18 protein-coding genes are annotated in these 23,708 nt (G+C 72.5%); 9 read left to right on the top strand and 9 right to left on the bottom strand.

Translation table 11 applies throughout. The features are described 5' to 3' along the window. Nucleotides 1-14: 14 nt before the first annotated feature. Complete coding sequence (locus ACFQ58_RS00845; RefSeq protein ID WP_376948586.1) at nt 15-1,478, top strand: APC family permease; 1,464 nt, start codon at nt 15-17, stop codon at nt 1,476-1,478. Beyond that, nucleotides 1,475-3,199 (top strand): amidohydrolase, encoded by a 1,725-nt coding sequence (locus tag ACFQ58_RS00840; RefSeq protein ID WP_376948584.1) that lies wholly within the window; start codon nt 1,475-1,477, stop codon nt 3,197-3,199. Before ACFQ58_RS00845 ends, ACFQ58_RS00840 begins: the two co-directional genes overlap by 4 nt. A 40-nt stretch (nt 3,200-3,239) precedes the next feature. Here the strand turns inward: ACFQ58_RS00840 and ACFQ58_RS00835 are convergent, their stop codons facing one another. Next, nucleotides 3,240-3,743, bottom strand: a complete 504-nt coding sequence (locus ACFQ58_RS00835; protein WP_376948583.1) for a flavodoxin family protein — start codon at nt 3,741-3,743, stop codon at nt 3,240-3,242. 132 nt (nt 3,744-3,875) lie between these two features. Here ACFQ58_RS00835 and ACFQ58_RS00830 point away from each other — a divergent pair, with 132 nt between their 5' ends. Continuing rightward, nucleotides 3,876-4,751, top strand: a complete 876-nt coding sequence (locus ACFQ58_RS00830; protein WP_376948581.1) for a DNA-methyltransferase — start codon at nt 3,876-3,878, stop codon at nt 4,749-4,751. A 123-nt stretch (nt 4,752-4,874) separates the two neighbouring features. Here the strand turns inward: ACFQ58_RS00830 and ACFQ58_RS00825 are convergent, their stop codons facing one another. From ACFQ58_RS00825 to ACFQ58_RS00805, 5 genes are all read right to left on the bottom strand, one after another. Continuing rightward, nucleotides 4,875-5,900, bottom strand: coding sequence for a LacI family DNA-binding transcriptional regulator (locus ACFQ58_RS00825; protein ID WP_376948579.1), 1,026 nt, complete (start codon nt 5,898-5,900; stop codon nt 4,875-4,877). A 69-nt stretch (nt 5,901-5,969) separates the two neighbouring features. Next, nucleotides 5,970-7,427 carry a GH1 family beta-glucosidase gene (locus ACFQ58_RS00820; protein WP_376948577.1) on the bottom strand — a complete coding sequence of 486 codons (1,458 nt, stop codon included), beginning with the start codon at nt 7,425-7,427 and terminating at the stop codon, nt 5,970-5,972. Further along, nucleotides 7,424-8,365, bottom strand: a complete 942-nt coding sequence (locus ACFQ58_RS00815; protein ID WP_376948575.1) for a carbohydrate ABC transporter permease — start codon at nt 8,363-8,365, stop codon at nt 7,424-7,426. The genes ACFQ58_RS00820 and ACFQ58_RS00815 overlap by 4 nt, the downstream gene beginning before the upstream one ends. Before the next feature lie 2 nt (nt 8,366-8,367). Next, a complete protein-coding gene (locus ACFQ58_RS00810) occupies nt 8,368-9,360 on the bottom strand; it encodes a carbohydrate ABC transporter permease (RefSeq protein WP_376948574.1) in 993 nt (330 codons plus the stop codon). 98 nt (nt 9,361-9,458) lie between these two features. Next, nucleotides 9,459-10,724 (bottom strand): extracellular solute-binding protein, encoded by a 1,266-nt coding sequence (locus tag ACFQ58_RS00805; RefSeq protein ID WP_376948572.1) that lies wholly within the window; start codon nt 10,722-10,724, stop codon nt 9,459-9,461. Between the two features lie 280 nt (nt 10,725-11,004). On the opposite strand from ACFQ58_RS00805, the gene ACFQ58_RS00800 reads away from it, so the two are divergent. From ACFQ58_RS00800 to ACFQ58_RS00775, 6 genes are all read left to right on the top strand, one after another. Next, nucleotides 11,005-11,715 (top strand): amidase domain-containing protein, encoded by a 711-nt coding sequence (locus ACFQ58_RS00800; protein ID WP_376948570.1) that lies wholly within the window; start codon nt 11,005-11,007, stop codon nt 11,713-11,715. Then, nucleotides 11,715-12,521: a M15 family metallopeptidase gene (locus tag ACFQ58_RS00795; protein WP_376948568.1), complete on the top strand. Its 807-nt coding sequence runs from the start codon at nt 11,715-11,717 to the stop codon at nt 12,519-12,521. Before ACFQ58_RS00800 ends, ACFQ58_RS00795 begins: the two co-directional genes overlap by 1 nt. A gap of 36 nt (nt 12,522-12,557) precedes the next feature. Next, a complete protein-coding gene (locus tag ACFQ58_RS00790) occupies nt 12,558-13,832 on the top strand; it encodes an MFS transporter (RefSeq protein WP_376948566.1) in 1,275 nt (424 codons plus the stop codon). Nucleotides 13,833-14,000: 168 nt separating this feature from the next. Then, nucleotides 14,001-15,281 (top strand): amidase domain-containing protein, encoded by a 1,281-nt coding sequence (locus tag ACFQ58_RS00785; protein ID WP_376948564.1) that lies wholly within the window; start codon nt 14,001-14,003, stop codon nt 15,279-15,281. A 138-nt stretch (nt 15,282-15,419) separates the two neighbouring features. Then, the gene (locus ACFQ58_RS00780; RefSeq protein WP_376948562.1) at nt 15,420-17,585 is read left to right on the top strand and encodes a glycosyltransferase; all 2,166 of its coding nucleotides are present in this window, start codon (nt 15,420-15,422) and stop codon (nt 17,583-17,585) included. Then, nucleotides 17,582-18,901, top strand: a complete 1,320-nt coding sequence (locus ACFQ58_RS00775; protein ID WP_376948560.1) for a nucleotide disphospho-sugar-binding domain-containing protein — start codon at nt 17,582-17,584, stop codon at nt 18,899-18,901. The genes ACFQ58_RS00780 and ACFQ58_RS00775 overlap by 4 nt, the downstream gene beginning before the upstream one ends. A 33-nt stretch (nt 18,902-18,934) precedes the next feature. On the opposite strand, the gene pgm is transcribed toward ACFQ58_RS00775, so the two are convergent. The 3 genes from pgm to ACFQ58_RS00760 all read right to left on the bottom strand — a co-directional run bounded on the left by pgm (nt 18,935) and on the right by ACFQ58_RS00760 (nt 23,702). Then, on the bottom strand, nt 18,935-20,566 hold the full coding sequence (pgm, locus tag ACFQ58_RS00770; protein ID WP_376948558.1) for a phosphoglucomutase (alpha-D-glucose-1,6-bisphosphate-dependent): 1,632 nt from the start codon (nt 20,564-20,566) through the stop codon (nt 18,935-18,937). A gap of 63 nt (nt 20,567-20,629) precedes the next feature. After that, nucleotides 20,630-21,955 carry an FAD-binding oxidoreductase gene (locus ACFQ58_RS00765; protein ID WP_376948556.1) on the bottom strand — a complete coding sequence of 442 codons (1,326 nt, stop codon included), beginning with the start codon at nt 21,953-21,955 and terminating at the stop codon, nt 20,630-20,632. Between the two features lie 136 nt (nt 21,956-22,091). Next, nucleotides 22,092-23,702 carry an HD domain-containing phosphohydrolase gene (locus ACFQ58_RS00760; RefSeq protein WP_376948554.1) on the bottom strand — a complete coding sequence of 537 codons (1,611 nt, stop codon included), beginning with the start codon at nt 23,700-23,702 and terminating at the stop codon, nt 22,092-22,094. Nucleotides 23,703-23,708: the final 6 nt, after the last annotated feature.

The following is a 23,708-nucleotide window of genomic DNA, read 5'->3' as shown; positions in this document are numbered from 1 at the left end:
GGAAGAGGCCGATGATGTCCCCTCAGACCCCACCCGGCGCGGCGGCCGCCACCCTCGACACCGCCGCCACCACCACGCACGGCGCGCACCTCTCGCGATCGCTCGGCGTCGGCGGCAACGTCCTCATCACGCTCTCGGGCATCTCGCCCGCCTCGAGCGTGTTCATCCTCGGCGGCGCCGCGCTCGCCGGCTACGGCACCGGCGTGTTCTGGGGCTTCCTGCTCGCCGGCGTCATCAGCATCCTCATCGCGTTCTGCTACGCCGAGCTCGCGTCGCGGCATCCGATCGCCGGCGGCGACTACTCGCTCGTCAGCCGCGTGCTCGGACCGGCGGCCGGCGCGGCCGTGTTCTTCATCGGCCTCGTGACCCTGCCGCTCATCGTCGCGATCTTCGCGCTCGGCGTCGCCGACTACCTCGGCGTCGCCATCGCGGGTCTCGACCCGCTGGCGACGGCGCTCATCGTCATCGCCCTGGCCATCGTGACCGCGTGCTTCAACATCCGCACGAACGCCTGGGTGACGGGAGCGTTCCTCTTCGTCGAGATGGCGGCGCTCGCCCTGCTCGCACTGCTCGGCTTCGTGGACGTCGAGCGGCCGATCACCGACCTGCTCGACCCGCAGGCGCTCGACGCCGCGACCGGCGGACTCGCACCGCTCGGCATCGCCGGCCTCGTGCTCGCCGTGACGCAGGGCATCTTCTCGTACAACGGCTACGGCGGCGCGGTCTACTTCGCCGAGGAGACGAAGGACGCCCGCCGGGCGATCGCGAAGGCCGTGCTCTGGAGCGCCGGCATCACGGTGCTCGCCGAGCTCGTGCCGCTCACGGCGATCCTCATGGGCGCCGACTCGCTCGAGGACCTCTTCGGCGCGGCCCTGCCCGTCGAGTCGTTCCTCTCGGCGAGCGCGGGCGAGGCGGTCTCGGTCGTCGTGCTCGTCGCGATCGCGCTCGCGATCGTCAACGCGATCATCGCGATCGCCCTGCAGTCGGGCCGGCTCCTCTTCGCCGCCGCCCGCGACCGGGCGATGCCCGACGCGATCGCGCGTCCGCTCGCGGTGGTGTCGGCGCGCACGAAGATGCCCGTGGCCGCGACCATCGTCATGGGCGTGCTCGCGCTCGCCGCGTGCTTCATCCCGTTCGACGTGCTGCTGAACGCCACCGGGTCGACGCTCGCGTTCAGCTACGGGTTCATCGCGCTCGCCGCGTTCGCGGTGCGGCGCACGAGGGCGACGGATGCCGCGGCATCCGCCGATGCGAACGGCTACCGGATGCCGCTCTGGCCGCTGCCGCCGGGGATCGCCCTGCTCGCGATCGGCGCGATCTTCGTGATCGGCATCCTCGACCCCGCCCAGTGGCTGAGCCTCGGCATCGCGCTCGGCATCGTCGGCGCCGGATTCGCCTACTACGCGCTGTACCTGCGCCGCAGCCCCGCCGCGCTCCACCTGCTGCACGGCGACGACGACGAGGAGTTCCCGGCATGACGCTCGACACGCTGATCACCGGCGCCCGGGTGCGCACATTCGATCCCGCGGCGCCGTGGGCCGAGGCCGTCGGCGTCGTCGACGACCGCATCGCCTACGTCGGGTCGGCGGTGGATGCCCCGAACGCGCGCCGCCGCATCGAGGGCGACGGCCGGCTGGTGACTCCCGGCATCATCGACAGCCACAATCACCTGCTGCTGGGCTTCGACGAGGACGCCGTCTCGCTCGAGGGCGCGCACGACCTCGCCGAGGTGCGCCGCCGCATCTCGGGGTTCGCCGCGCGGCGGCCCGACCTCGACTGGATCTGCGCGGAGAACGCCGTCTACTCGATCGTCGAGGGCCGCCGGCCGAATGCCGCCGACCTCGACGGGCTCGACGCGGCCGGGCGACCGATCTTCGTCACGACCTACGACCAGCACTCGGTCTGGCTCGATCGGGCGGCCCTCCGCGCGCTCGGCGTCGCCGGCGGCGGCGACCTCGCCTGGGGACGGCCCGAGCGCGATCCCGCGACGGGCGAGCCGACCGGGTGGGTGACCGACTTCTACACGAGCGCGATGACCGTCGCCGGCCTCGCGGCACTTCAGCGCGACATCCCGATGTACTCGCCCGAGCGCCGCTATCGCAAGCTGCGCTCGAGCATGCGCATGGCGACTGCGCTCGGCATCACCACCGTCGTCGAGCCGCAGGTGCCGCTCGCCGAGCTGCCGCTCTTCGAGCGCGCGCTCGCCGAGGGCGTGCTCACCTCACGGGTGATCACCGCGCTGTTCCACCCGGTGGGGGCGGATGCCGCGTTCCGCCGCCGGCTTCGCGACGCGGTCGACCGGGCGAATGAGGCTCCGGATGCCGCGGGGCTGCTGCGCCTCGGCCCGCTGAAGCTCTACGCCGACGACGTGATCGAACCGCACACCGCCCTCATGCTCGAGGACTACGCGAACCGGCCGGGCGTGCGCGGGCGGCCGAGCTACCCCGATCGCGAGCTCGTCGCTGTCATCGGCGAGCTCGACCGGATGGGCTTCCAGACCCACACCCACGCGACGGGGGACGGCGGCATCCGCCTCGCCCTCGACGCGATCGAGCACGCCGCCCGCGTGAACGGCACGCGCGACCGCCGCCACGGCATCGTGCACGTCGAGTGCCTGCACCCCGACGACCTGCCGCGGTTCCGCGCGCTCGGCGTGACCGTGGCGATGCAGCCGCGGCACTGCTCGCCCGACCTCGTCGCCGGCACCTGGATGGACAACGTCGGTGAGGAGCGCTGGAGCCGGGCCTGGCGGTTCGACAGCCTGCTGCGTTCGGGTGCGACCGTCGCGTTCTCGAGCGACTGGCAGGTGGGCGAGATGGATCCGCTCGTCGGCCTCTACTCGGCGGCGACCCGCGCGGGGCTCGACGGCGGCGACGCCTGGACCCCCGACGAGCGTGTCGGCCTCGACCGCGCGCTCGAGGCGTACACCGTGCACGGTGCACGGGCGTGGCACCTCGAGGCGTCGCGCGGGCGGCTCGCACCCGGCATGGACGCCGACCTCGTGGTCTGGTCGGACGACCTCTACCGGCACGAGCACGAGCCCGCGGGGCTGCTCGGGGAGCACGCCGAGGTCACCGTCGTGGGCGGGCGGGTCGTGCACTCGGCGGGTGCGGTCGGGGAGGTCGTGGGAGCGCCGGCGGCCGAGGATCCCGTCGCGGTCGGAGGCGGCGCGGCCGACGCGCACGTGCACGTGCACTGACCGGCCCGGCACCGGTCGCCGGCGAACGGGCCCGCCGCGACTACGCGTCGACGAGCGACGCGCCCCACTCGCGCGCCTGGTCCACCTCGCCGTCCGCGATCGGGCCCGAATACCCGTGCACGCCGAACGTGTGGGGCTTGTCGACGGGCCGGAACCCCTTCGCGACCAGCTGCTTGAGCGCCTTCTTGGCGGCCGACCCCGGCAACCGCGGATGCACGGTCCGCGTGTCGAACGTCGCGACGGCGACCGGCGACGCCGGCGACGCGAGTTGCTCGAGCCATTCGCGGATGCCGCGTGCGGGGATGCGGGTCGCGCCCTGCTGACGGGCCGAGTCGCGCGTGGAGCCGGTCGACATCGAGAACGCGTGCGTCGGCCCGCCGACCACCACGAGGTCGACCTGGGGGTCGACCGCCGCGGGCGCGTCGACCGCCTCGACCACGTCGACGGCCTCGACGCCCGCTCCGCTCCGAAGGCCGTCGGCGATCGCGTTCGCGAGCTCACCCGTGTTGCCCCAGATCGTCTCGTACACCACGAGTGCACGCATCAGCCCGTTCCTTCCGTGCGGCGGGTCCGTCTCCGTTCAGGCTACGGCGACGGATGGCGCGGCCGCCGGGACCTTCGGCCGATCCACGACCGTGCGACGGGTCGCCGCGGCATCCGCTGGCAGACTTGACCGGTGGCCGCCGCCGACGAACCCGACCGCATCATCCACGCCGACAACCTCGACGTGCTGCCGACGCTTCCCGACGGCCGGTTCACCCTCGTCTACCTCGACCCGCCGTTCAACACGGGCCGGAGCCAGGCGCGCCAGTCGACCACGCACGTGCGGCAGGGCGGGGCGGATGTCGCTGGCCCAGCGCCATCCGGAACGATCACCGGGTTCGCCGGCAAGCGGTACGAGCGCATCCGCGGCGACCTCATGCGCTACGACGACCGCTTCGACGACTACTGGGGCTTCCTCGAGCCACGGCTCGCCGAGGCGTGGCGGCTGCTCGCCGACGACGGCACGCTCTACCTGCACCTGGACTACCGCGAGGCGCACTACGCGAAGGTGCTGCTCGACGCGCTGTTCGGGCGCGAGTGCTTCCTCAACGAGCTCATCTGGGCGTACGACTACGGCGGCAAGTCGAAGCGGCGTTGGCCGACGAAGCACGACACGATCCTCGTGTACGTGAAGGACCCCGACGCGTATTGGTTCGACTCCGACGCCGTCGACCGCGAGCCGTACATGGCGCCCGGACTCGTGACTCCGGAGAAGGCCGAGCGCGGCAAGCTGCCGACCGACGTCTGGTGGCACACGATCGTCTCGCCGACCGGGCGCGAGAAGACGGGCTATCCCACGCAGAAGCCCGAGGGCGTGCTTCGCCGCATCGTGCAGGCGTCGAGCCGGCCAGGCGACTGGGTGCTCGACGCGTTCGCAGGCTCGGGCACGACGGGCGCGGTCGCGCGCTCGCTCGGGCGCCGCTTCGTGCTCGTCGACGAGCACGCCGAGGCGATCGACATCATGCGGCGCCGGTTCGCGGATGCCGCGGACGTGCGCTTCGAGCCCTGACGCGCGGGCCGCGCCATCCGCCGCGCTCCTCGCCTCACCCCGTTTCACGAGAACGGAGGCTGCTCAGGATGCGAGGCGCGCGATCGTCCTGACCAGCGTCCGTATTCCTGAAACGGTGCGCGCCTATGCCGACGCGCGCCGCACGAGCCGCGTCGGCATGATGTTGCGGTGCGGCACGTCCTCACCGGCGAGGATGCGCAGCAGCAGGTCGGCCATCATGTACCCCATGTCCTCCGATGGCTGGTGCACGGTCGTGAGCGGGATCGCCGACGCCGTCGCCGCGGGGCTGTCGTCGTAGCCGACGATCGCGATGTCCTCCGGAACGTGGCGCCCGCGCTCGCGCAGCACCGAGAGCGCGCCGGTCGCCATGAGGTCGCTCGCGACGAACAGGCCGTCGAGGTCGGGCACGCGGTCGAGGAGGCGCCGCGTCGCCGCGACCGCGCCGGCCACCGAGAAGTCGGCGTGCTCGACCGCGTCGTCGGCCAGTCCGGCGGTCGCCATCGCACGTCGGAAGCCATCGAGGCGGTCGACGGCCGCGGGCATGTCGAGCGGGCCGGTGATCGTGCCGACGCGGCGACGGCCGATCGCGAGCAGGCGCTCGGTGGCGGTCATGCCGCCCTCCAGGTTGTCGACGTCGACGTAGATGTCGTCGTCGGCGATGTTCGGCGGCCGCCCGCCGAAGACCATGGGCATCTCGCGCGCGGCGTCGGCGAGCGAGTGGTCGCCCTCGTGGTGCGACACGACGAGCGCGCCGTCGACGACGCCCGAGCGCAGGTACCGCACGGTCTTGCGATTGGGGTCGCTCGTCGAGAGCAGCAGGTTGAGCAGGTACTCGCTCGTGTCGAGCCGGCGCGTGATGCCCTGCACGATCGACGCGAAGTACGGGTCGCCGAAGAACATGGTGGTGTCTTCGGGTACGACGAGCGCGATCGCGCCCGACGTGCGGCTCGCGAGCGAACGGGCTGCGCGATTGGGCACGTAGTTGAGCTTCTCGATCGCCGCGTTCACCGCGCGCTCGACCTCGGCCGAGACCTTCGGCGAGCCGTTGACGACGCGGCTGACCGTCGCGCGCGACACGTTCGCCTCGCGGGCGACCATCTCGAGGGTCGGCGCCGACGGCCGAGCCCCGGTCCCCGCACCCCCCTGCATGATCATCAGTCTATTTCCGAGTGGCAGGGGGCGGGCGGGGCCGGGGCGCGCAGCGTCACAGACCGGTGGTCAGTGAGCGGATGCCGCGGGCAGGGCGCGGTCGCGGATGATGCCCTGGTAGGCCAGCCCGCTGTCCTTGATCGTGCGCTCCTGCGTGTCGTAGTCGACCCGCACGATCCCGAACCGCTTGTCGTACCCCCACGCCCACTCGAAGTTGTCGAGGATCGACCAGTAGAAGTAGCCGTGCACGGGCGTGCCCTCGTCGATGGCGTCGAGGATGGCGCCGAGGTGCGATAGCAGGAACTCGGTCCGCTCCACGTCGTGGACGGAGCCGTCGGCCGACACCTCGTCGTCGTAGGCGGCGCCGTTCTCGGTGACGAAGAGGCGGATGCCCGCCGGCCCCGTGTACTCGCGGTGCACCCGGCCGAGCAGCTCGCGCAGCCCGTCGGGCTCGACCTCCCAGCCCATGACGGTCTGCGGCAGGCCCCGGGCGTGGAAGTGCACGCCGTCGGCGGCCGGGAACGGCGAGCGCGTCGGCCGCTCGGTCGGCGCTTCACCGCCGTGCGGCTGCGCCGGCGGCGAGGAGCTGACGAACTCGCCGTGGTAGTAGTTCACGCCGAGCGCGTCGATGGGCGCGGAGATGATCTCGAGGTCGCCGGGGCGGATCACGTCGCGGAGGCCGAGGTGCCCGACATCCGCCAGCAGGTCGCCCGCGTAGTGCCCGCGGAGGATCGGGTCGAGGAACACCCGGTTGAACTGCCCGTCGATGCGGCGGGCCGCGTCGACGTCGCCGGGCGAGGTCGTGTCGACGGGCGTGGCGTTCGTGAGGTTCAGCGTGATGCCGAGCTCGAGCGACGCGTCGCGATCGCGCAGCGCCTGGACCGCGAGCCCGTGGCCGAGCATGAGGTGGTGCGCGGCCTGGAGTCCGGCCGCGACATCCTGCCGGCCCGGCGCGTGCGCGCCGCCCGTGTACGAGAGGAACGACGAGCACCACGGCTCGTTCAGCGTCGTCCAGATCTTCACGCGGTCGCCGAGGGCGTCGTGCACCGACAGCGCGTAGTCGCGGAACCGGTACGCGGTGTCGCGGTTCGTCCAGCCGCCCTGCTCCTCGAGCGCCTGCGGCAGGTCCCAGTGGTAGAGCGTGAGCCAGGGCACGATGCCGGCGCCGAGCAGCTCGTCGACGAGGCGCGAGTAGAAGTCGACGCCTTCGGGGTTCACGGGTCCGCCGTCGGGCCGGACGCGCGCCCACGACGTCGAGAACCGGTAGGCGTTCAGGCCGAGTTCGCGCATGAGCGCCACGTCGTCGCGGTAGCGGTGGTAGTGGTCGCACGCGACCTCCCCGTTGTCGGCGTTGATGACCGCGCCGGGCACGCGACTGAAGGCGTCCCAGATCGAGTCGGTGCGTCCGCCCTCGTGGGCGGCGCCCTCGATCTGGTAGGCGGCCGCGGCAGCACCGAGGAGGAACCCGTCGGGGAAGCGGCGGACGGCGACGGCGGTGGGTTCGGCGGCGGGGTGGGTGATGGTCATCCCTTGACGGCTCCTTGCATGATTCCTGATACGAGCTGCTTGCCGGCGACGACGAACAGCAGGAGGAGGGGAATGGTCGACAGCAGCACACCCGCGAGCACGATCGAGTAGTCGACGAAGTGGTTCGACTGCAGGAGCGAGAGGGCGACGGGCAGTGTGGGGTCGCTGCGGTCGAGCACGATGAACGGCCAGAAGAAGTTGTTCCACGCCGTGACGAAGGTGAACAGCCCGAGCATCGCGGCGGCCGGCCGGGCCGCGACCACGCCGACGGTCCAGAACGTGCGGATCATCGACGCGCCGTCGACGCGCGCGGCCTCGATGAGCTCGTCGGGCACGGCCTGCTGCAGGTACTGGGTCATCCAGAACACGCCGAACGCGCTCGTGAGCGCCGGCACGATGATGGCGCCGATCGTCCCCGTCCAGCCGAGGTCGGCGAACAGGATGTACAGCGGGACGACACCGAGCTGCAGGGGTACCGCCATCGTCGCGACGACGAACACGAGCAGCGGCTTCGAGCCCGGGAAGCGCAGCTTCGCGAACGCCCAGCCGGCGAGCGTCGAGGTGACGACGACGGATGCCGCGATCAGCGCCGAGCTCGCGATCGAGTTCCACAGGGCCGGCCAGAAGTTCACGGCCGGGTCGTTGACGACCGTCGCGGCGTTCGCGAGGAAGTTGCCGCCCGGGATCCACGACATGTCGGGGTCGTTGATGGTCGACGCGTCGCCCGAGCCGATGAGCAGGGACCAATAGAAGGGGAAGAGGCTGCCGACGAGCACGGCCGCGAGGCCGAGGTAGGTCCACAGGCCGGCGCGGTTGCCGCGGATGCGGACGGTGCGCCCGCCGGAGCCGCGGCCGAAGCGGCCGACGCCGCCCTGCGACATCCGCTCGAGGGCCTGCTCTTCGGCGAAGCTCGCCGGGGGAGTGCCGAGTGCGGTCATGGCTATCGCCGCCCTTCGTCGCGCACGAGCCGTCTCGTGACGAGCAGGTTGATGAGGCCGATGAGCAGGATGATGAGGAACAGGATCCAGGCGAGCGCGGCCGCCCGGCCGAAGTTCCACTGCCCCCAGCCGATGTCGTAGAGGTAGAGGGTGATGGTGAGCCACTGCTGCGCCGCCCCGCCCCGACCGAACTGGTCGTACATGCGCGGCTCGTCGAAGATCTGCAGTCCGCCGATCGTGGCCGTGATGATCACGAAGATGAGCGTGGGCTTCAGCGACGGCAGGGTGATGCTCCAGAACTGCCGGAACGGGCCGGCGCCGTCGACGCGGGCCGCCTCGTAGAAGTCGCGCGGGATCGCCTGCATCGCGGCGAGCAGGATCAGCGTGTTGTAACCGGTCCAGCGGAAGTTCACCATCGTCGCGATCGCGATGTGGCTCCAGAACGGGTCCTTGTGCCACGGGATCGGGCCGAGCCCGATGTTCGAGAGCACGTTGTTCACGAGGCCGTGGTTGTCGCCGAACATGTTGCTGAAGATGAGCGCCACCGCGACGGGCGCCATGACGAAGGGCACGAGCACGCCCATGCGCCAGAAGGTCTTGGCCCGGATGTTGCGGTCCAGCATGGCCGCGATGAACACCGCGGCGATGAGCTGGGGCACGCTCGAGAGCAGGAAGATGCTGAAGGTGTTGCGCAGCGCCGTCCAGAACTGCGGCTGTCCGAGGATCCAGGCGTACTGGTCGAACCCGATGAACTCGCCGGAGTTGCGGACGAGGTCCCAGTCCATGAACGAGATGACGGCGGTGAAGGCGATCGGGAACAGCCCGACGACCGCGAACATGATGAAGAACGGCGAGATGTAGAGGTAGGGCGAGACCTTGAGGTCCCACCGGCTGAGGCGGTGGCTGAACGAGATGACGCGGGGCGGCCGGTCGGGCCGGCTGGGCCGGGCGGCTCGCGGCGCGGCCTCGTCGGCGCGGGTCGCAGTGGCGGTCACGGGGGCTCCCTCGAGGATGCGGCGGTGGTGGATGATGCGGTCGGGGCCGCGGTGCGGGCCGCGCCGGGGAGAGGCGCGACCCGCACCGGGGGCTCAGGTCAGAACGCGCTGACCTCGGTCACCCACGTGTCCCACGAGGTCGCCTGGTCCTCGACGCCGTCGAAGACGCGCGTGACGGCGTTCTGCAGGGCGTCGTGGTACTGGAAGAACTTCGGGCCCTTGAACGTCGCGACCGTGACGGCCTCGGCGCGCGAGATGCCGATCTCACCGGTCGGGGCGCCATTGAAGTACTCGTTCGTGAAGGCCGTGAGGTCCTCGTCCTCGTAGGCGTCGGACTGGCTCGGGAAGGTGCCGGCGTTGGCGAAGGCCTTGACCTGCTGCTCGGGCGCGGTCAGCCAGTCGGCGAGCTCGAGGGCCGCCTCGACGTTCTTCCCGTTCTCCGGGACGGTCAGGTACGAGCCGCCCCAGTTGCCGCCGCCGCCGGGGAAGACGTCGGCGACGTCCCAGCCGGTGACGTCGGGGGCGTTGCCCGAGATCACGCCGTGCATCCAGCCGGGGCACAGCATGGCGGCGAACTCGCCGTTGGCCATCGAGGCGAACCAGTCGTCGCTCCACTGGCCGGCGTACGCCGAGATCGGGACGGCGCGCTCGACGACGGTGTTGTACGCGTCCTCGATGTCGGCGTTCTCGGTCGCGACGATCGTGCCGTCGGGCTCCTCGTAGGCGGTCTCGAGCTGGTTCACGATGCCCTGGAGCACTGAGTTGGCCGAGTCGATGAAGGGCTTGCCGGTCGCGGCCTTGTACTGGTCGGCCACGGCGAAGAAGTTGTCCCAGTCGCCGTCGAGGAGGGCGGCGACCTCGGCGCGGTCGGTCGGGAGGCCGGCTGCGGCGAACAGGTCGGAGCGGTAGCAGACGCCCTGGGGGCCGATGTCGGTGCCGAAGCCCACGAGGCGGCCGTCGGCGTCGGTGGCCGCGGCCTCCTTCCAGTCGAGCCAGCGGCCCTTCGCGCTCTCGGGCACCTCGGCGAGCAGGTCGGAGTACTGCATGGCCTCGGTGAACCAGTCGACCTCGACGGCCTCGATGTCGGCGAGGCCCTCCTTGCCGAGCTTCTGGAAGTAATTGGCGCGCGCGTCGTTCGAGGTGGCCGCGCGGTTGTGGACGATGGTGACGTCGGGGTGCTCGTCCATGTACTCCTGGAGGAGCTCGTCGGTGTACCCGAAGTCGTTGAAGGTGGCGATCGTCAGCTCGACGGGGCCGCCCTCGGAGGCGGTGTCGTCGGCGCCGGCGCAGCCGGTGGCGATGAGGGCGATCGATGCGGCGCCGGCGACGGCCGCGAACGCCTTGGTGCGTCGTGAGAGATTCACGGTCACTCCCTTGTGTGCGTGGATTGGTGGGGATTGCGGGGCGCTCCGCAAGCGCGCCCCGATCTGGGTGAGAGCGCTCTCACGATGCGGTTTCCGATGGTAGGTATTCGCCTGTGCTGCTGTCAAGAGAGCGCTCTCACAATTTCGGATCCGACGGGGATGACGGCGCCACGGCGAGGCGTACGCAGTCAGGGTGGGCACACGACTCGCACGGCTGACGTGCATGAAACGGAGGGGGCGCTCCCGGCGTCCTCGGAGGCGCGGCGGTTAGCGTTGCCGCGTGCCACGACCACTCCTCCTCGCCGGGCTCGCCGCTGCCATCGCGGTCGGTGCGACCGGCTGCGCCGGCATCCCCCCGCTGCCGCCGCAGGCGTCGATCGGCACCGTCTCGCCCGACGAGCAGCCGGGCGGCGAGACCGCTCCGGCGACCCCCGAGGTCGATCCGGGCGCGACGCCGACGGACCCACCGTCCGCCGATGCTGCCGACCCCGTGCAGCTCGATGTCGCCACCGATCCCCGAGTCGTCGCGCAGGTCGACTATGTGCTCGAATACTGGTCGGACTACAACGACGAGGAGTGGGGCGTGCTCGAGCGCAACGACTGCGTGAACTTCGCCAGCCAATCGCTGGTGGTGCGCGGCTGGAAGCAGTCGGCCGAGTGGTATCACGGCGGCGACCCGTACTCGTCGTCCGCCACCTGGCGCAGCTCGACCGCCATGCGCGACTGGCTCGAGAGCCGGCCCGACCTGGCGACGCCGCTCGGCGACGACCAGCGCGACCAGGTGCAGCTCGGCGACCTCGTGCAGTTCGACTGGGACAACTCCGGCGACCGTGACCACACCGGCGTCGTGACGCGCATCGAGCGGTCGGCCGGGGGCGTGAAGGTCTACTTCGCCGGGCACACGCTCGACAGCGACTATCGCGACGTCGACGTCGCGATCACGAAGGAGCACCCCGGCGCGTCGGTGTACTACTGGCGCCTGGCCGCCTGATGGCGTCCAGCACTCCGGCGTCCGCACGCGTGCGGCGCAATCGATGGATCGCGGGCGGGATCGCGGTGGCGGTGCTCGCCGCGGCCGCCGTCACGACGGGGGTGCTCGTCACGGGCGGCGACGCCGACCCCGAGGCATCCGCGTCGGCGAGCGCGACGACCCCGAGCCCGACGCCGCACCGCCCCTCGCCCGTCGCGACGCCCACGCCTGCCCCGGTGCCCACGTTCGACCGCGCGGCCCGCTCGATCGACGACCCGGACAGCATCTGGGTCGTGGTCGACAAGCTCCGCCCGCTCCAGCCGATGGACTACGCGCCGGGCGACCTGGTCTCGGTGCCGGTGCCCCACACCTGGGAGCCGATGCTCCGTCGTGAGGCGTCGGACGCGGTGGTCGCGATGTTCGCCGCGGCGCGGTCCGAGGCCGGACTCGCGCTCGCCTCGAACAGCGCCTACCGCTCGTACGCGGCGCAGCAGAACGTCTACGTCGGCGATGACGAGCTCACCGCACGACCGGGCTTCAGCGAGCACCAGACCGGGCTCTCGATCGACATCGGTCCCGAGTCGGGCACGTGCGTGCTCGAGGTGTGCTTCGCCGACACGCCCGAGGGCAAGTGGCTGCGCGACAACGCGTACCGCTTCGGCTTCCTGCTCCGATACCCGGCCGACAAGCAGCCGGTGACCGGGTACCAGTTCGAGCCGTGGCACTTCCGGTACATCGGCGTCGAGCTCGCCGCCGAGATGCGCACGACCGGCGTGACGACGCTCGAGGAGTTCTTCGGTCTGCCCGCCGCGCCGGCGTACCAGTAGCGTGCGGCAGGTCCGGCGCGGGCGTAGGCTGCCGCGGTGGGCGATGGCGCGATGGGCGATGAGCGGATGGCGCCTGCCGCCGCGCCGCGAGGCCGCAACGGGGTGCAGCTCGGTCTCCTGATCCTGAACCAGCTCCTCGCGGGCGTGGGCGTGGCGACGGGCATGACCCTCGCGGCCATCCTCGTGACCGACCTCACGGGCGCCGAGGCGATGGGCGGGCTCTCGCAGTCGTCGAGCGTGCTCGGCGCCGCGATCGCGGCCGTGCCGCTCGCCGGCCTGGCTGTGCGCTCCGGTCGCCACGTCGCGCTCGCCACGGGCTATGCCTCGTCGGTCGTCGGCGCGGTGCTCATCGTGGCGGCGGCGTCGACGGGGTTCGTGCCGCTCGTGTTCCTCGGGCTCGCGGCGTTCGGGGTGGGCACGGCGGCGGGTCTGCAGGCCCGCTTCGCGGCGACCGAGGTCGCCACCCCGGGGTTCGAGGCACGGTCGATGTCGCTCGTGCTCTGGGCGACGACGATCGGCTCGGTCGCGGGCCCGCTCCTGTCGTCCACCGGCGACGACGTCGGACGCGAGGCCGGACTGCCGCCGTTCGTGGGGCCCTTCGTGCTCTCGGGCGTGGTGTTCGGGATCGCCGCGCTCGTCGCGACGTTCGCCCTTCGACTGCCGCGCGCCGGGCACCTCGAGTCCGACGCCGGCGCGGCGGGTTCGGATTCGCGGATCACCGCGTGGTCGGCGTTCCGTTCGGCCTTCGCCGACCGCCGAGGACGCCTGGCCATCCTCGCCATCGTCTGCTCGCACACGGTCATGGTCGGCGTGATGGTCATGACGCCCGTGCACATGACGGGCCACGGGCTGCCGATCGCGCTGGTGGGAGTCGTCCTCAGCATCCACATCTTCGGCATGTTCGGCGCGAGCCCGGTGATGGGCTGGCTCGTCGACCGGATCGGTGCGCCGCGCGTGATCGCGATGGGCGGCGGCATCCTGCTCGTGGCCACCACGCTCGGCATCGTCGCCGGCGACTCGATGACGCTCATCCCGGTGGCGCTCGGCCTGCTCGGGCTGGGGTGGTCGGCCGGGCTCATCGGCGGGTCGACGCTCCTCACGACGACCGTGCCGGCGGCGACACGCGTGCCCCTGCAGGGGGCGACGGATGCCGCGATGAACATCGCCGCCGCGACCTCGGCCGCGTTGTCGGGAATCGTGCTCGGGATCGCGGGGTTCGCGGGCGTGAACGTGGTGGCCATGCTCGTGCTCGTGCCGCTGCTGCTCGCCGGCGTGGCCGTCGCTCGCGGCGCACGGCAGCCCGTCGCCTGATCACGGGTCTGCGCTCGGCGCTGCTCGGTCCCGCCCCTCCCACGACTCTTGGGCTTTGGTGAGAGCGCTCCCACGTTCCTCCCAGCCCTCGCGAGGGATCCTCACAAGGAGGCGTGATGGGCTTCCATGTCCCCCTGAATGCCGACAACGGATCCCCCCTCCTTCATCGTGCCTGAGAACATCAAGAACTCCTTCCTGCCCACCTTCCGCCGTTCGACCTACCGCGCCCCCGACCCCGCGTCCGCGGATACCTTCGACCTCGCCCCGCCCGCCGCCGCGAGCGCCGACCCCGCGGAGGTCGAGACCTCGACCGGCGCGACGTCGACGCACGGCGCCTTCGCGCCCGCGTCCCGGCACCCGCGCCACCGCGCCGACCGCGCCGGGAATCGGCGTCCCTCCAGCGGAACGCGTCGCGCGCTCCTGCTGGGCGGTGCGTCCGCGCTGCTCGGCGGTGCGCTCGTCGCGACGATCGCCGTCGCCGGTGTCGACCAGGATGCCGCGCTCGCGGCCGCCGGCGACCGCGAGGCCGCCATCCAGGCCGCGGCGTCAGGTGGTGCGGCGTCCGACGACCTCGTGTCGCAGGTCGACGCGTCCCGCCCGGTCGTGACCGGCGGGCTCTCGGCCGAAGCGGCGCCGTTCACCGGCGGCACCCAGGTCACGGTCGAGGGTCGCAACCTCGACGAGGTGGCCGCGGTCACCGTCGCCGGTGCGCCCGCCGAGATCGTCGCCGAGACACCGGTTGCGGTCACCTTCGCGGTGCCCGCGGTCGACGACGCCTTCCGCGGCGAGGCCGAGATCGAGCTGACGGATGCCGCCGGCACGCCGATCGACGTCGAGACGCCGGCCGCGCCATCCAGCCCCGCCGCCGCGGCAGCCGACCTCATCGGCCCGGTCGCCGACGCGACCGCCGCAGCCGCCGATGCCGCCGCCGAGGCCGCGACGGCGACGGCCGAGCCGCTCACCATCACCTACACGAGCGACCCCGGCATCGACGCGCAGATCGCGTACGTGCTCGCCCACTGGTCGTCGTACAACTCGGCGCAGTACCCCGTGCTCGGCGGCGTCGACTGCGCCAACTTCGCGAGCCAGTCGCTCATCGCGCGCGGCTGGGCGATGGACGGCGCCTGGTACTACGACGCGGGCACCCGGCAGATGTCGCCGGCGTGGTCGAGTTCGACGGCGCTGCGCGACTACCTGCTCACGCAGCCGGGTCGCGCCACCGCGCTCACCGACGCGCAGCGCGACCAGGTGAAGGTCGGCGACCTCGCGCAGTTCGACTGGGACCACTCGGGCGACCGCGACCACACCGCGATCGTGACGCGCGTCGAGCACACCGACGACGGCACGAAGGTCTGGGTCGGCGGGCACACCAAGGACGCCGACTACTGGGACGTCGACCAGGCGCTCGCCAACAGCGGCGGTTCGGTCTCGTACTTCTCGCTCAGCTGAGCTCCGAGTCGAACGCGGCTCCCAGCGAACTGCCACCCAGCCCGGAGGAACGTCCAACCTTCCGCAGTAGCCTGAGCGCCGAGCCGATGACCGCCTCCGTGCTGTCGCCGGCTCGGGTTCGCGAACCGGGGGGTCGACATGGGAGTCCAGACCGCGCTCGACGCCATACGGCGCGCACCGACGCTGATCGACGCCATGCGATCGGCCGACGACCTGGCGTTCGAGGCCGGACGCGATCCCGGCGTCCGTACGATCCGGGTGCTCGCGGATGCCGTCAACGGCGCCGACCAGCTGCTCGCGATCGCCGCGGTGCATGCGCTCGGCGGGGTGATGGATCGCGACGCAGGTCGGCAGCTCGCAGGCTTGCTCTCCGATGAGCGGCGGTTCATCCGCGAGCACGCCGCATGGGCGCTCGGATCGGGGCTTCCCCGGTTCGACGCGATCGGCCGGCTGCTCGGCATGGTCGTGTCCGGCGGGTTCCCGGGCATGCTCGCGCAACGCGCGCTGGAGCAGTGGACCGACGCGGTGCCCGAGGCGCTGGTCGCGGGCCTCGAGGGCGCGATGCTCGGCATCGTCGAGCCCGAGGCGCGGGCGCGTCTCGTCGAGACCCTCGGCCTCGTGCGCGATCGCCTGGCCGATGCGCCCCTCGCGCGTCTCGCCGCGGACGAGCAGGAGCCCGACGTCGTGCGCGCCGCGGCGGTCGCCGCGCTCGGCGACCGCCCGGCCGACCAGACGGCGGGCGCGGTCCTGCACCACCTCGCGGATCGCGGGGGACCGCTCGCCGAGGTGGCCCGGCTCGCACTCATCGACCGCTCGGCGGCGGACCGACAGCTCCGGCGCCGCGCCGACGGGTGCACGATCGCCCAGCTGTTCCTGCACGCCGACATCGATCCCGAGCTCAGCGCCGCCGGCGCGGGCGACAACGGCGGCATCGCCACCCTGCTCGTCCGACTCGGCGACGCGCTCACCGAGGACCCGGCGGGCGGGATCGCGCGGGTCGTCACGCTGTCGCGCGGATCCGGGGCCGACGCGGTGGCCGACGCGCTCGCGATCGAGGCGGAGCCCGGAGAGCCTGGGCACGCCTACGCCCGGATCCCGATGCCGTCCGAGTCGGTGCCGGCCGCCCAGGCGTGGCCGCTGCGGGTGGCGGCGCGCCGCGGCATCCGTCGCGCCCTGCGCGCCGCAGGCGGCGTCGACCTGCTGCACCTGCGGATGGCGGAAGTCGGCAGCCTCGCCGCGTCGGAGGTGGCGCGCGAGCTGGGCATCCCCGTCGTCTTCACGGTGGCGCCCGATCCGCACGGGGTCATCGACTCCCTCGACCGGTCCGGACGGCTGACGCGCGACCGCTTCGGCGACGTCGACGCCGTCGAGCACTTCTGGTTCCGCGCCCGACTCGTCCAGCGCCTCGCGGCGAACGCCGCGCACACGGTCGTGTTCCCCCGCCCGCGCCTCCGGGATGACCTCCGGCGCCTGGTCGGCATCGACCTCGACGCGCACGCCGAGCGGCACACGATCGTGCCCGAGGGCGTCGACCTCGTCACGGCCGAGGCGGCACTCGACGAGGCATCCGCCCACGCGGACGGAGCCGAGCCGGGTCCCGCGCTCGCCGAGCTCCGCCGCCTGCTCGAGGATCTCGCTCCCGAGCGCCGCGGACTGCCCCTCATCGTCACGGCCGGTCGCCTGCACCGCGTCAAGGGCATGGCCGCGCTCGTCGACGCGTGGGCGACCGGCCCGCTCGCGGTCCGAGCGAACCTGCTCGTCATCGGCGGCGACCTCGAGCGCCCGTCCGCCGACGAACGCGAGCAGCTCGACCGCATCGACGCGATCGTCCCGCCGCCGGAGCGATCCGCGGCCGGCCTGATCCTGGCGGGCCATCGTCCGAACGACGTGACGGCACGCTGGCTGGCCGCGGTCCGCGTCGGCGTGCCGCGGCTCGCCGCCCCGCGCGGCGTGTACGCGTGCGCCAGCCTCAAGGAGGAGTTCGGGCTGGCCCTGCTCGAGGCGATGGCCGTCGGCCTGTTCGTCGTCGCGCCCGACGGAGGCGGCCCGGCCACCTACGTCGCCGACGGCGACACGGGACTGCTCACGGCGACCTGGGATCCCGCCCGCCTGGCCGACGCGCTCGAGGCCGCGGTGTCCGGAGTCGCTGCCGAGCGCGACGACGGACGGGCCGAGCGGTCGCGCGCGATGGTCCGCGAGCACTTCACGATCCAGCGGATGGCGCGCACCCTCGCCGGGGTCTACGTCGGCGTCGCGCGCGACGAGGCAGCCCTGCTCGGTGCCGTCGATCGGACGGCGTCGTGACGCTGCTCGTCATCAGCCCCGACTACGCGTCGCACCTGCTGCCGCTGGCCACCCTCGCGACGGCGTGGCGCGATCGCGGCGAGCGCGTGGTCGTCGCATCCGGCCCCGCCACCGCGGGGATCGCCGACGCGTTCGGCCTCGAGCGGCGTGAGCTCCGCCTCGGCCGCGGCTCGAATCCGGGCGTGATCAGGGCCGAGGATCAGCCCGCCGACGAAGGCGCGTCGCTGCGCGGGTTCTTCGCTGCCACGCGCGAGGGCGCCGTCGCAACGCTGCGCTACCAGGCCTCCGAGCGGCTGACCGACCTGATGTGGCAGCCGGTCGAGTCGGCATGGGCCACACAGCGGGTCGTCGACGAGGTGGACCCCGACGCCGTGCTGGTCGACCACCTCGCGTTCAGCGCACGCCTCGGGCTCGAGACGGCCGGCGTCCCCTACGGCGACGTCGTGCTGGGACATCCGAGTGCACTGCCGGTCGGTGACGAGGTGTACGGATACCCGCCCGAGTGGCCCGCGGCGTTCCGACCCGATCCCAGCGGTCTCGCCGACCTGCGTGCGCTCTGCGGGCGGGTCTCCGATCGCTTCGCCGAGGAGTGGAACCGGGCGGCGTCTGAGCTCGACCCCTCGTTCCCGTCGACCGCGGACGCGTTCGCGGAGCACGGGCCGCTCGTGCTCTTCAACTCGCCGTCGGAGCTCGTGGACGACCGGCGGCGGGCGCTGCTCCCACCGCATCGCTTCCTCGGCTCGGCGCTCCGCGAGGAGCCCGAGGATCGCGAGGTCGCCGAATGGGTCGAGACCGCAGGCCGCTTCGCCTACGTGAGCTTCGGCAGCTTCCTCTCCGTCCGCGCCGACGTGCTCCGCCGAGTGTCCGACGCGCTCCGGTCCCTCGGGCTCAGGGCCGCGGTCGCGAGCGGCTCCGCGGATCCGCGCGAGCTCGGCGAGCTGCCCGGCGACTGGCTCGTGCGCCCGTACCTGCCGCAGGTGCGACTGCTGCGCGCCGCGTCGGTCGCCGTGACGCACGGCGGCAACAACTCCGTGACCGAGGCGCTGGGCTGCGGCGTCCCGCTCGTGGTGCTGCCGTTCTCGACGGACCAGTTCGCCGGCGCGGCCGCGGTCGAGCGCAGCGGCTTCGGCGTCGCACTCGACCCGAACGCGGCCACGACCGACGACCTCGCACGAGCGCTGCAGCACGCGCTCCACCTCGACACGGCGGCGCGCGAACGGCTCGACGCGCTCGCTGGGGTCCAGGCGGCGCGCCCGGGCCCCGAGGTCGCGTTCGACGCCCTCGACGCCCCGCTCGACCTCGAGCGCGCGAGCTGACCAGGCCGACGCGAGCCGACGAGTGCGAGCCGACTACGCCGAGGCGAGCGCCGCGTCGACGATGCGCTTGGCCTCGGCCTGCACCTCGGCGAGGTGCTGCGGCCCCTTGAACGACTCGGCGTAGATCTTGTAGACGTCCTCGGTGCCGCTCGGACGCGCCGCGAACCACGCGTTCTCGGTCGCCACCTTCACTCCGCCGACCGACGCGCCGTTGCCGGGCGCAGACGAGAGCTTCGCCACGATGGGATCGCCCGCCAGCTCGGTCGCCGAGATGGCGTCGCCGTCGAGCTTGCCGAGGGCGGCCTTCTGCGCAGCGGATGCCGCGGCATCCGTTCGCTCGTAGGCCGGATCGCCGAACCGCTCGACGAGCTCGGCGTACAGCTGCGAGGGGCTCTTGCCCGTCACCGCGCGGATCTCGGAGGCGAGCAGGCACAGCAGGATGCCGTCCTTGTCGGTGGTCCACACCGTGCCGTCCTTGCGCAGGAAGGACGCGCCGGCGCTCTCCTCGCCGCCGAACGCGACCGACCCGTCGATGAGGCCGGGCACGAACCACTTGAACCCGACCGGGACCTCGACGAGCGTGCGGCCGAGCGACTCGGCGACGCGGTCGATCATCGAGCTCGAGACGAGCGTCTTGCCGATGGCGGCATCGGCCGGCCACGAGGGCCGGTGCGTGTAGAGGTACTCGATGGCGACCGCGAGGTAGTGGTTGGGGTTCATGAGGCCGGCGTCGGGGGTCACGATGCCGTGCCGGTCGGCGTCGGCGTCGTTGCCGGTGAGGATCTCGAACCGGTCGCGGTTGGCGAGCACCGAGGCCATCGCGTTGGGGCTCGACGGATCCATGCGGATCTTGCCGTCCCAGTCGAGCGTCATGAACGCCCAGCGCGTGTCGACCTTCTCGTTCACGACCTCGAGGTCGATGCCGTAGCGGTCGCGGATGGCGCCCCAGTAGCCGACCGACGCGCCGCCGAGCGGGTCGGCGCCGATGCGGATGCCGCTGCGCTTGATCGCGTCGAAGTCGATGATGTACTGCAGGTCCTCGACGTAGCGGCCGCGGAAGTCGTAGGTCTCGACGGCGGACGGCTCGGCCTGGTTGACCCCGTGCAGGCCGTCGGCGATGTGCTCGTTCGCGCGATTCGCGATCCAGTTCGTCGCGTCGGAGTCGGCCGGGCCGCCGTGCGGCGGGTTGTACTTGATCCCGCCGTCCTGCGGCGGGTTGTGGCTCGGGGTGATGACGATGCCGTCGGCCTCGCCCTCGGCGCGTGAGGCGGGGTCGTTGTTCCAAGTGAGGATGGCGTGGCTGAGCGCCGGCGTGGGCACGTAGTCGTCGTACTCGTCGGCCAGGACGCGCACGCCGTTGGCGACGAGCACGTCGAGCGCGGTCGTCTGCGCCGGGCCGCTCAGCCCGTGCGTGTCGGCGCCGATGAACAGCGGACCGGTGATGCCCTGGCTGTTCCGGTAGTCGACGATCGCCTGCGTGATGGCGAGGATGTGGTCCTCGTTGAACGCGGTGTTGAGGCTCGAACCGCGGTGCCCCGAGGTGCCGAACACGACGCGCTGCTCGGGGATCGAGACATCCGGATGCAGGTCGTAGTACGCCCGGAGCAGGGCCTCCACGTCGATCAGGTCGGATTCGGTCGCCGGGGTGCCCGCTCGCTCGTGCATGCCCCCAGTCTGCCCCTCCGGTTCCGTCGGCGACACCCCTTGCGGGGCCGTCACCGGCGCCGCTCAGGGCCGTGCCGCGGCGGAACCGAACACCCCCTCGGGGTCGTAGCGGCGGCGGACCTCCCGGACGCGCGCCTCGTTCGCACCGAGGGTCAGGCCGCTCACGCCGGCGCCCTCCTCCTCGTCGAGCCCGGCGAAGTTCAGGTACATGCCGCGTGACCCCGGCTCGAGCGCGTTCCACAGCCCTCTCGCCCAGGCGATCGAGTCGTCGTCGAGCGCGGGGTCGCGCCAGATCGCGTCCACGCTCACGTTGAACCGTGCGCCGCGGTGCGCAAACGCCGTGTCGTCGGACCCGATCCGGTCGACCGCGCCGCCGAGGGTGCGCACGAACACGGCCGAGTTCGGGTCGGGTCGACGGGCTGCGTGCCCGACGATGAGGTCGATGGCCTCGTCGTCCAGGTCGTCCATGAAGTGAGACTTCCAGTAGTAGCGTCCGCCGTCGGGCAGCGCGAAGTCGAACTGGCTCTGGGCCTCCACCCAGGTGCTCGTGCCGCTGAGGTCGAGGATCGGTTCGCCGAGGGCGCCGAACGGCTCGAGCACCGGTGCGGCATCCGCCGCGTCGCCGATGTACGTGCCGATGGCGATCGCGATCGGCACGCCGACGATCTCGTCGGGCAGGCCCGGGAAGGGCGGCAGCGCCCACAGCGCGAACTGGGGGGCGATGGTGGTCGGCGCCTCCACGGCGAGCCGCCGCCACGCGCGGAACACCGCGCCGGCCTCCTCGGGCGCGTAGACGAACGCGGCCGCGGCGACGTCGGGGCCGAGCGGATGCAGCGCGAACGTGAACTCGGTGACCACGCCGAGTCCGCGGCCGGCACCGCGCAGGGCCCAGAACAGGTCCGCGTTCTCGTCGGCGCTCGCGCGACGCACCTGACCGTCGGCCGTGACGACGGTCATCGAGATCAGGTTGTCGCAGCTCAGCCCGTGGGTGCGCTGCATCAGGCCGAGGCCTCCGCCGAGGGTCAGGCCGGCGACGCCGGTCTCGGAGACCTCGCCGCCCGGCGTCGCGAGCCCGAACGCCTGGGTCGCGGCATCCACGTCGGCCCAGCGCGCCCCACCCTGCACTCGGGCCGTGCGCGCGACCGGATCCACGACCACGTCACGCAGCTCCGACAGGTCGATGACCAGCCCGTCGTCGCAGACGGCGCTGCCGGCGACCTGGTGCCCGCCGCCGCGGATCGAGACGGGCGGCCGATGCGTCCGCGCCGCCTCGACGCACGCGATCACGTCAGCGATGTCGGCGCAGCGGACCATGACCTCGGGATGCCGGTCGATCAGGCCGTTCCACACCGCCCTCGCGTGGTCGTACTCCGAGTGGTCCCGGCCCATCACCGTTCCTCGTACTCGCGAGCGCAGGTCATCGAGCATCGACCCGCGCGCGACCTCCGGCAATGACATGATCACCCTCGCTTCCCCGCCTCGGCGCGGCGGCTGCGCTCAGGCTAGGACCGCCGGTCGGGCCGGATCATGGGGTGAACGCCCCATCTTCGCGGCGCTCGACCGACGAGGTCTCGTCGCCGAGGAGGCGGTGGCGCATGGCGAAGACGGCGACCGTCGCGCGGTTGCGCGCGCCGGTCTTCGTGTAGATGTGGTCGATGTGGTGGCCGATCGTCTTCGGCGACACGTGGAGGTGCGCCGCGATCTCGGCGTTCGAGCGGCCGCGGGCGGCCAGCCCGAGCACCTCCACCTCACGATCGGTGAGGCCCTCCGGCCACTCCCGGCGGCGGTGCCGACGGTGACCGGCGGCGACGAGGACAGCCTCCACGGCGTCCGCGTCGAGCCGCCCCTCGCGGACCTCGCCGCGCAGCAGTGCCGGGAGCTCGGTGGCGGGGATCGCGGGCCGATGCGGCCGATGCGTCGACGCCGAGGTGTACAGGTCGGCGGCCGCGAGGAGCCGGGCGGGCCGCGAGAGCTCGGCGCTCGAGATGCCGCGGGGATAGCCCGACCCGTCGAGGCGCTCGTGGTGCTGGCACGCGACGCGGCCATGCAGGCGCAACCCGGGGAACGGCTCGAGGATCGCCTCGGTGTAGTACGGATGCAGCCGCAGCTGCTCGACCTGCGCGGGCGTGTGCGGACGCCGCGACTCCCACACGGCGGCCGGGACCCCCATCCGGCCGAGGTCGTGCAGCAGCGCCGCGCGCCGCACGCCCGCGCGTTCGACCGCGGTGAGACCGAACTCGCCGGCCGCGGCGTCGACGAGCTCCGCCGTGGCCGCCTGATGCCCGAGCAGCGTCGGCGTCTTGAGGTCGACGTAGTCCGCCAGCACGACCAGCGACTCGTCGAGGCGGTCGCCGTCGATCTCGTCGTCGAGCCCGGGGCACAGCCGCATCGTCGAGTCGAACGCCTCGCCGGCATCGAGGGTGTCGAAGATCTCCTCCGCCTCGTCGCAGAACAGGTCGACGAGATCGGGATCGAACTGGGTGCCGCGCCGGGCGCGTGCCACCGCGACGGCCGCGTCCGTTCCACCGGCGCGCCGGATCGCCAACACGACGTCGCCGAGGTTCGCCGCCCGCGCCGAGAAGTCCGCTTCGTCGCCGCGCAGGCCCCGGGGTTCGCCCTTACCGTCCCACCGCTCGAACACCTGGTCGAGACCGCTGCACAGCTGCCCCGGCACGCCGAGCGCCTCCGCGAGGGCAGCCGCCGCCGCGAGGTGGTTCGCGAACATCTCGTCGGCCTCCCGCACGCCCTCCTCGCGGAACGCGGCGAGCGTGCGCCGCCGCTGCGACCAGGGCTGGCCGGCTCCGACGTTGCGGAGCATGAAGACCATCCCGTCCTGGTCGTCGGCGAGGTCGAGGTTCCGGAGGTCGGCCTTGACCCGGTGGTCGTCGCCGAACCAGCGCGCCTGCTCGAGCGAATCGACGTGGCATCCGGCCCACGACAGCATCGAGGTGTGAAAGACCTCGCGCCGCTCGTCCGCGTCGAGACCCGCCCGCTCCGCGAGCCGCAGGGCGATGTACGTCTGGCCGAGGACGTGGCCCATGGGTTGGCCCATGCACAGGTCGATCCCGCGTGACAGGGCCGCGAGCAGCTCGTGCCGATGCACGCGCGGCTCGCCGACGATGTCGACCGCGGGCATGGGACG

The organism is Agromyces sp. NPDC056523, from assembly GCF_042794545.1.
GTDB lineage: Bacteria > Actinomycetota > Actinomycetes > Actinomycetales > Microbacteriaceae > Agromyces.
This window is presented reverse-complemented; position numbering and strand designations above follow the sequence as displayed.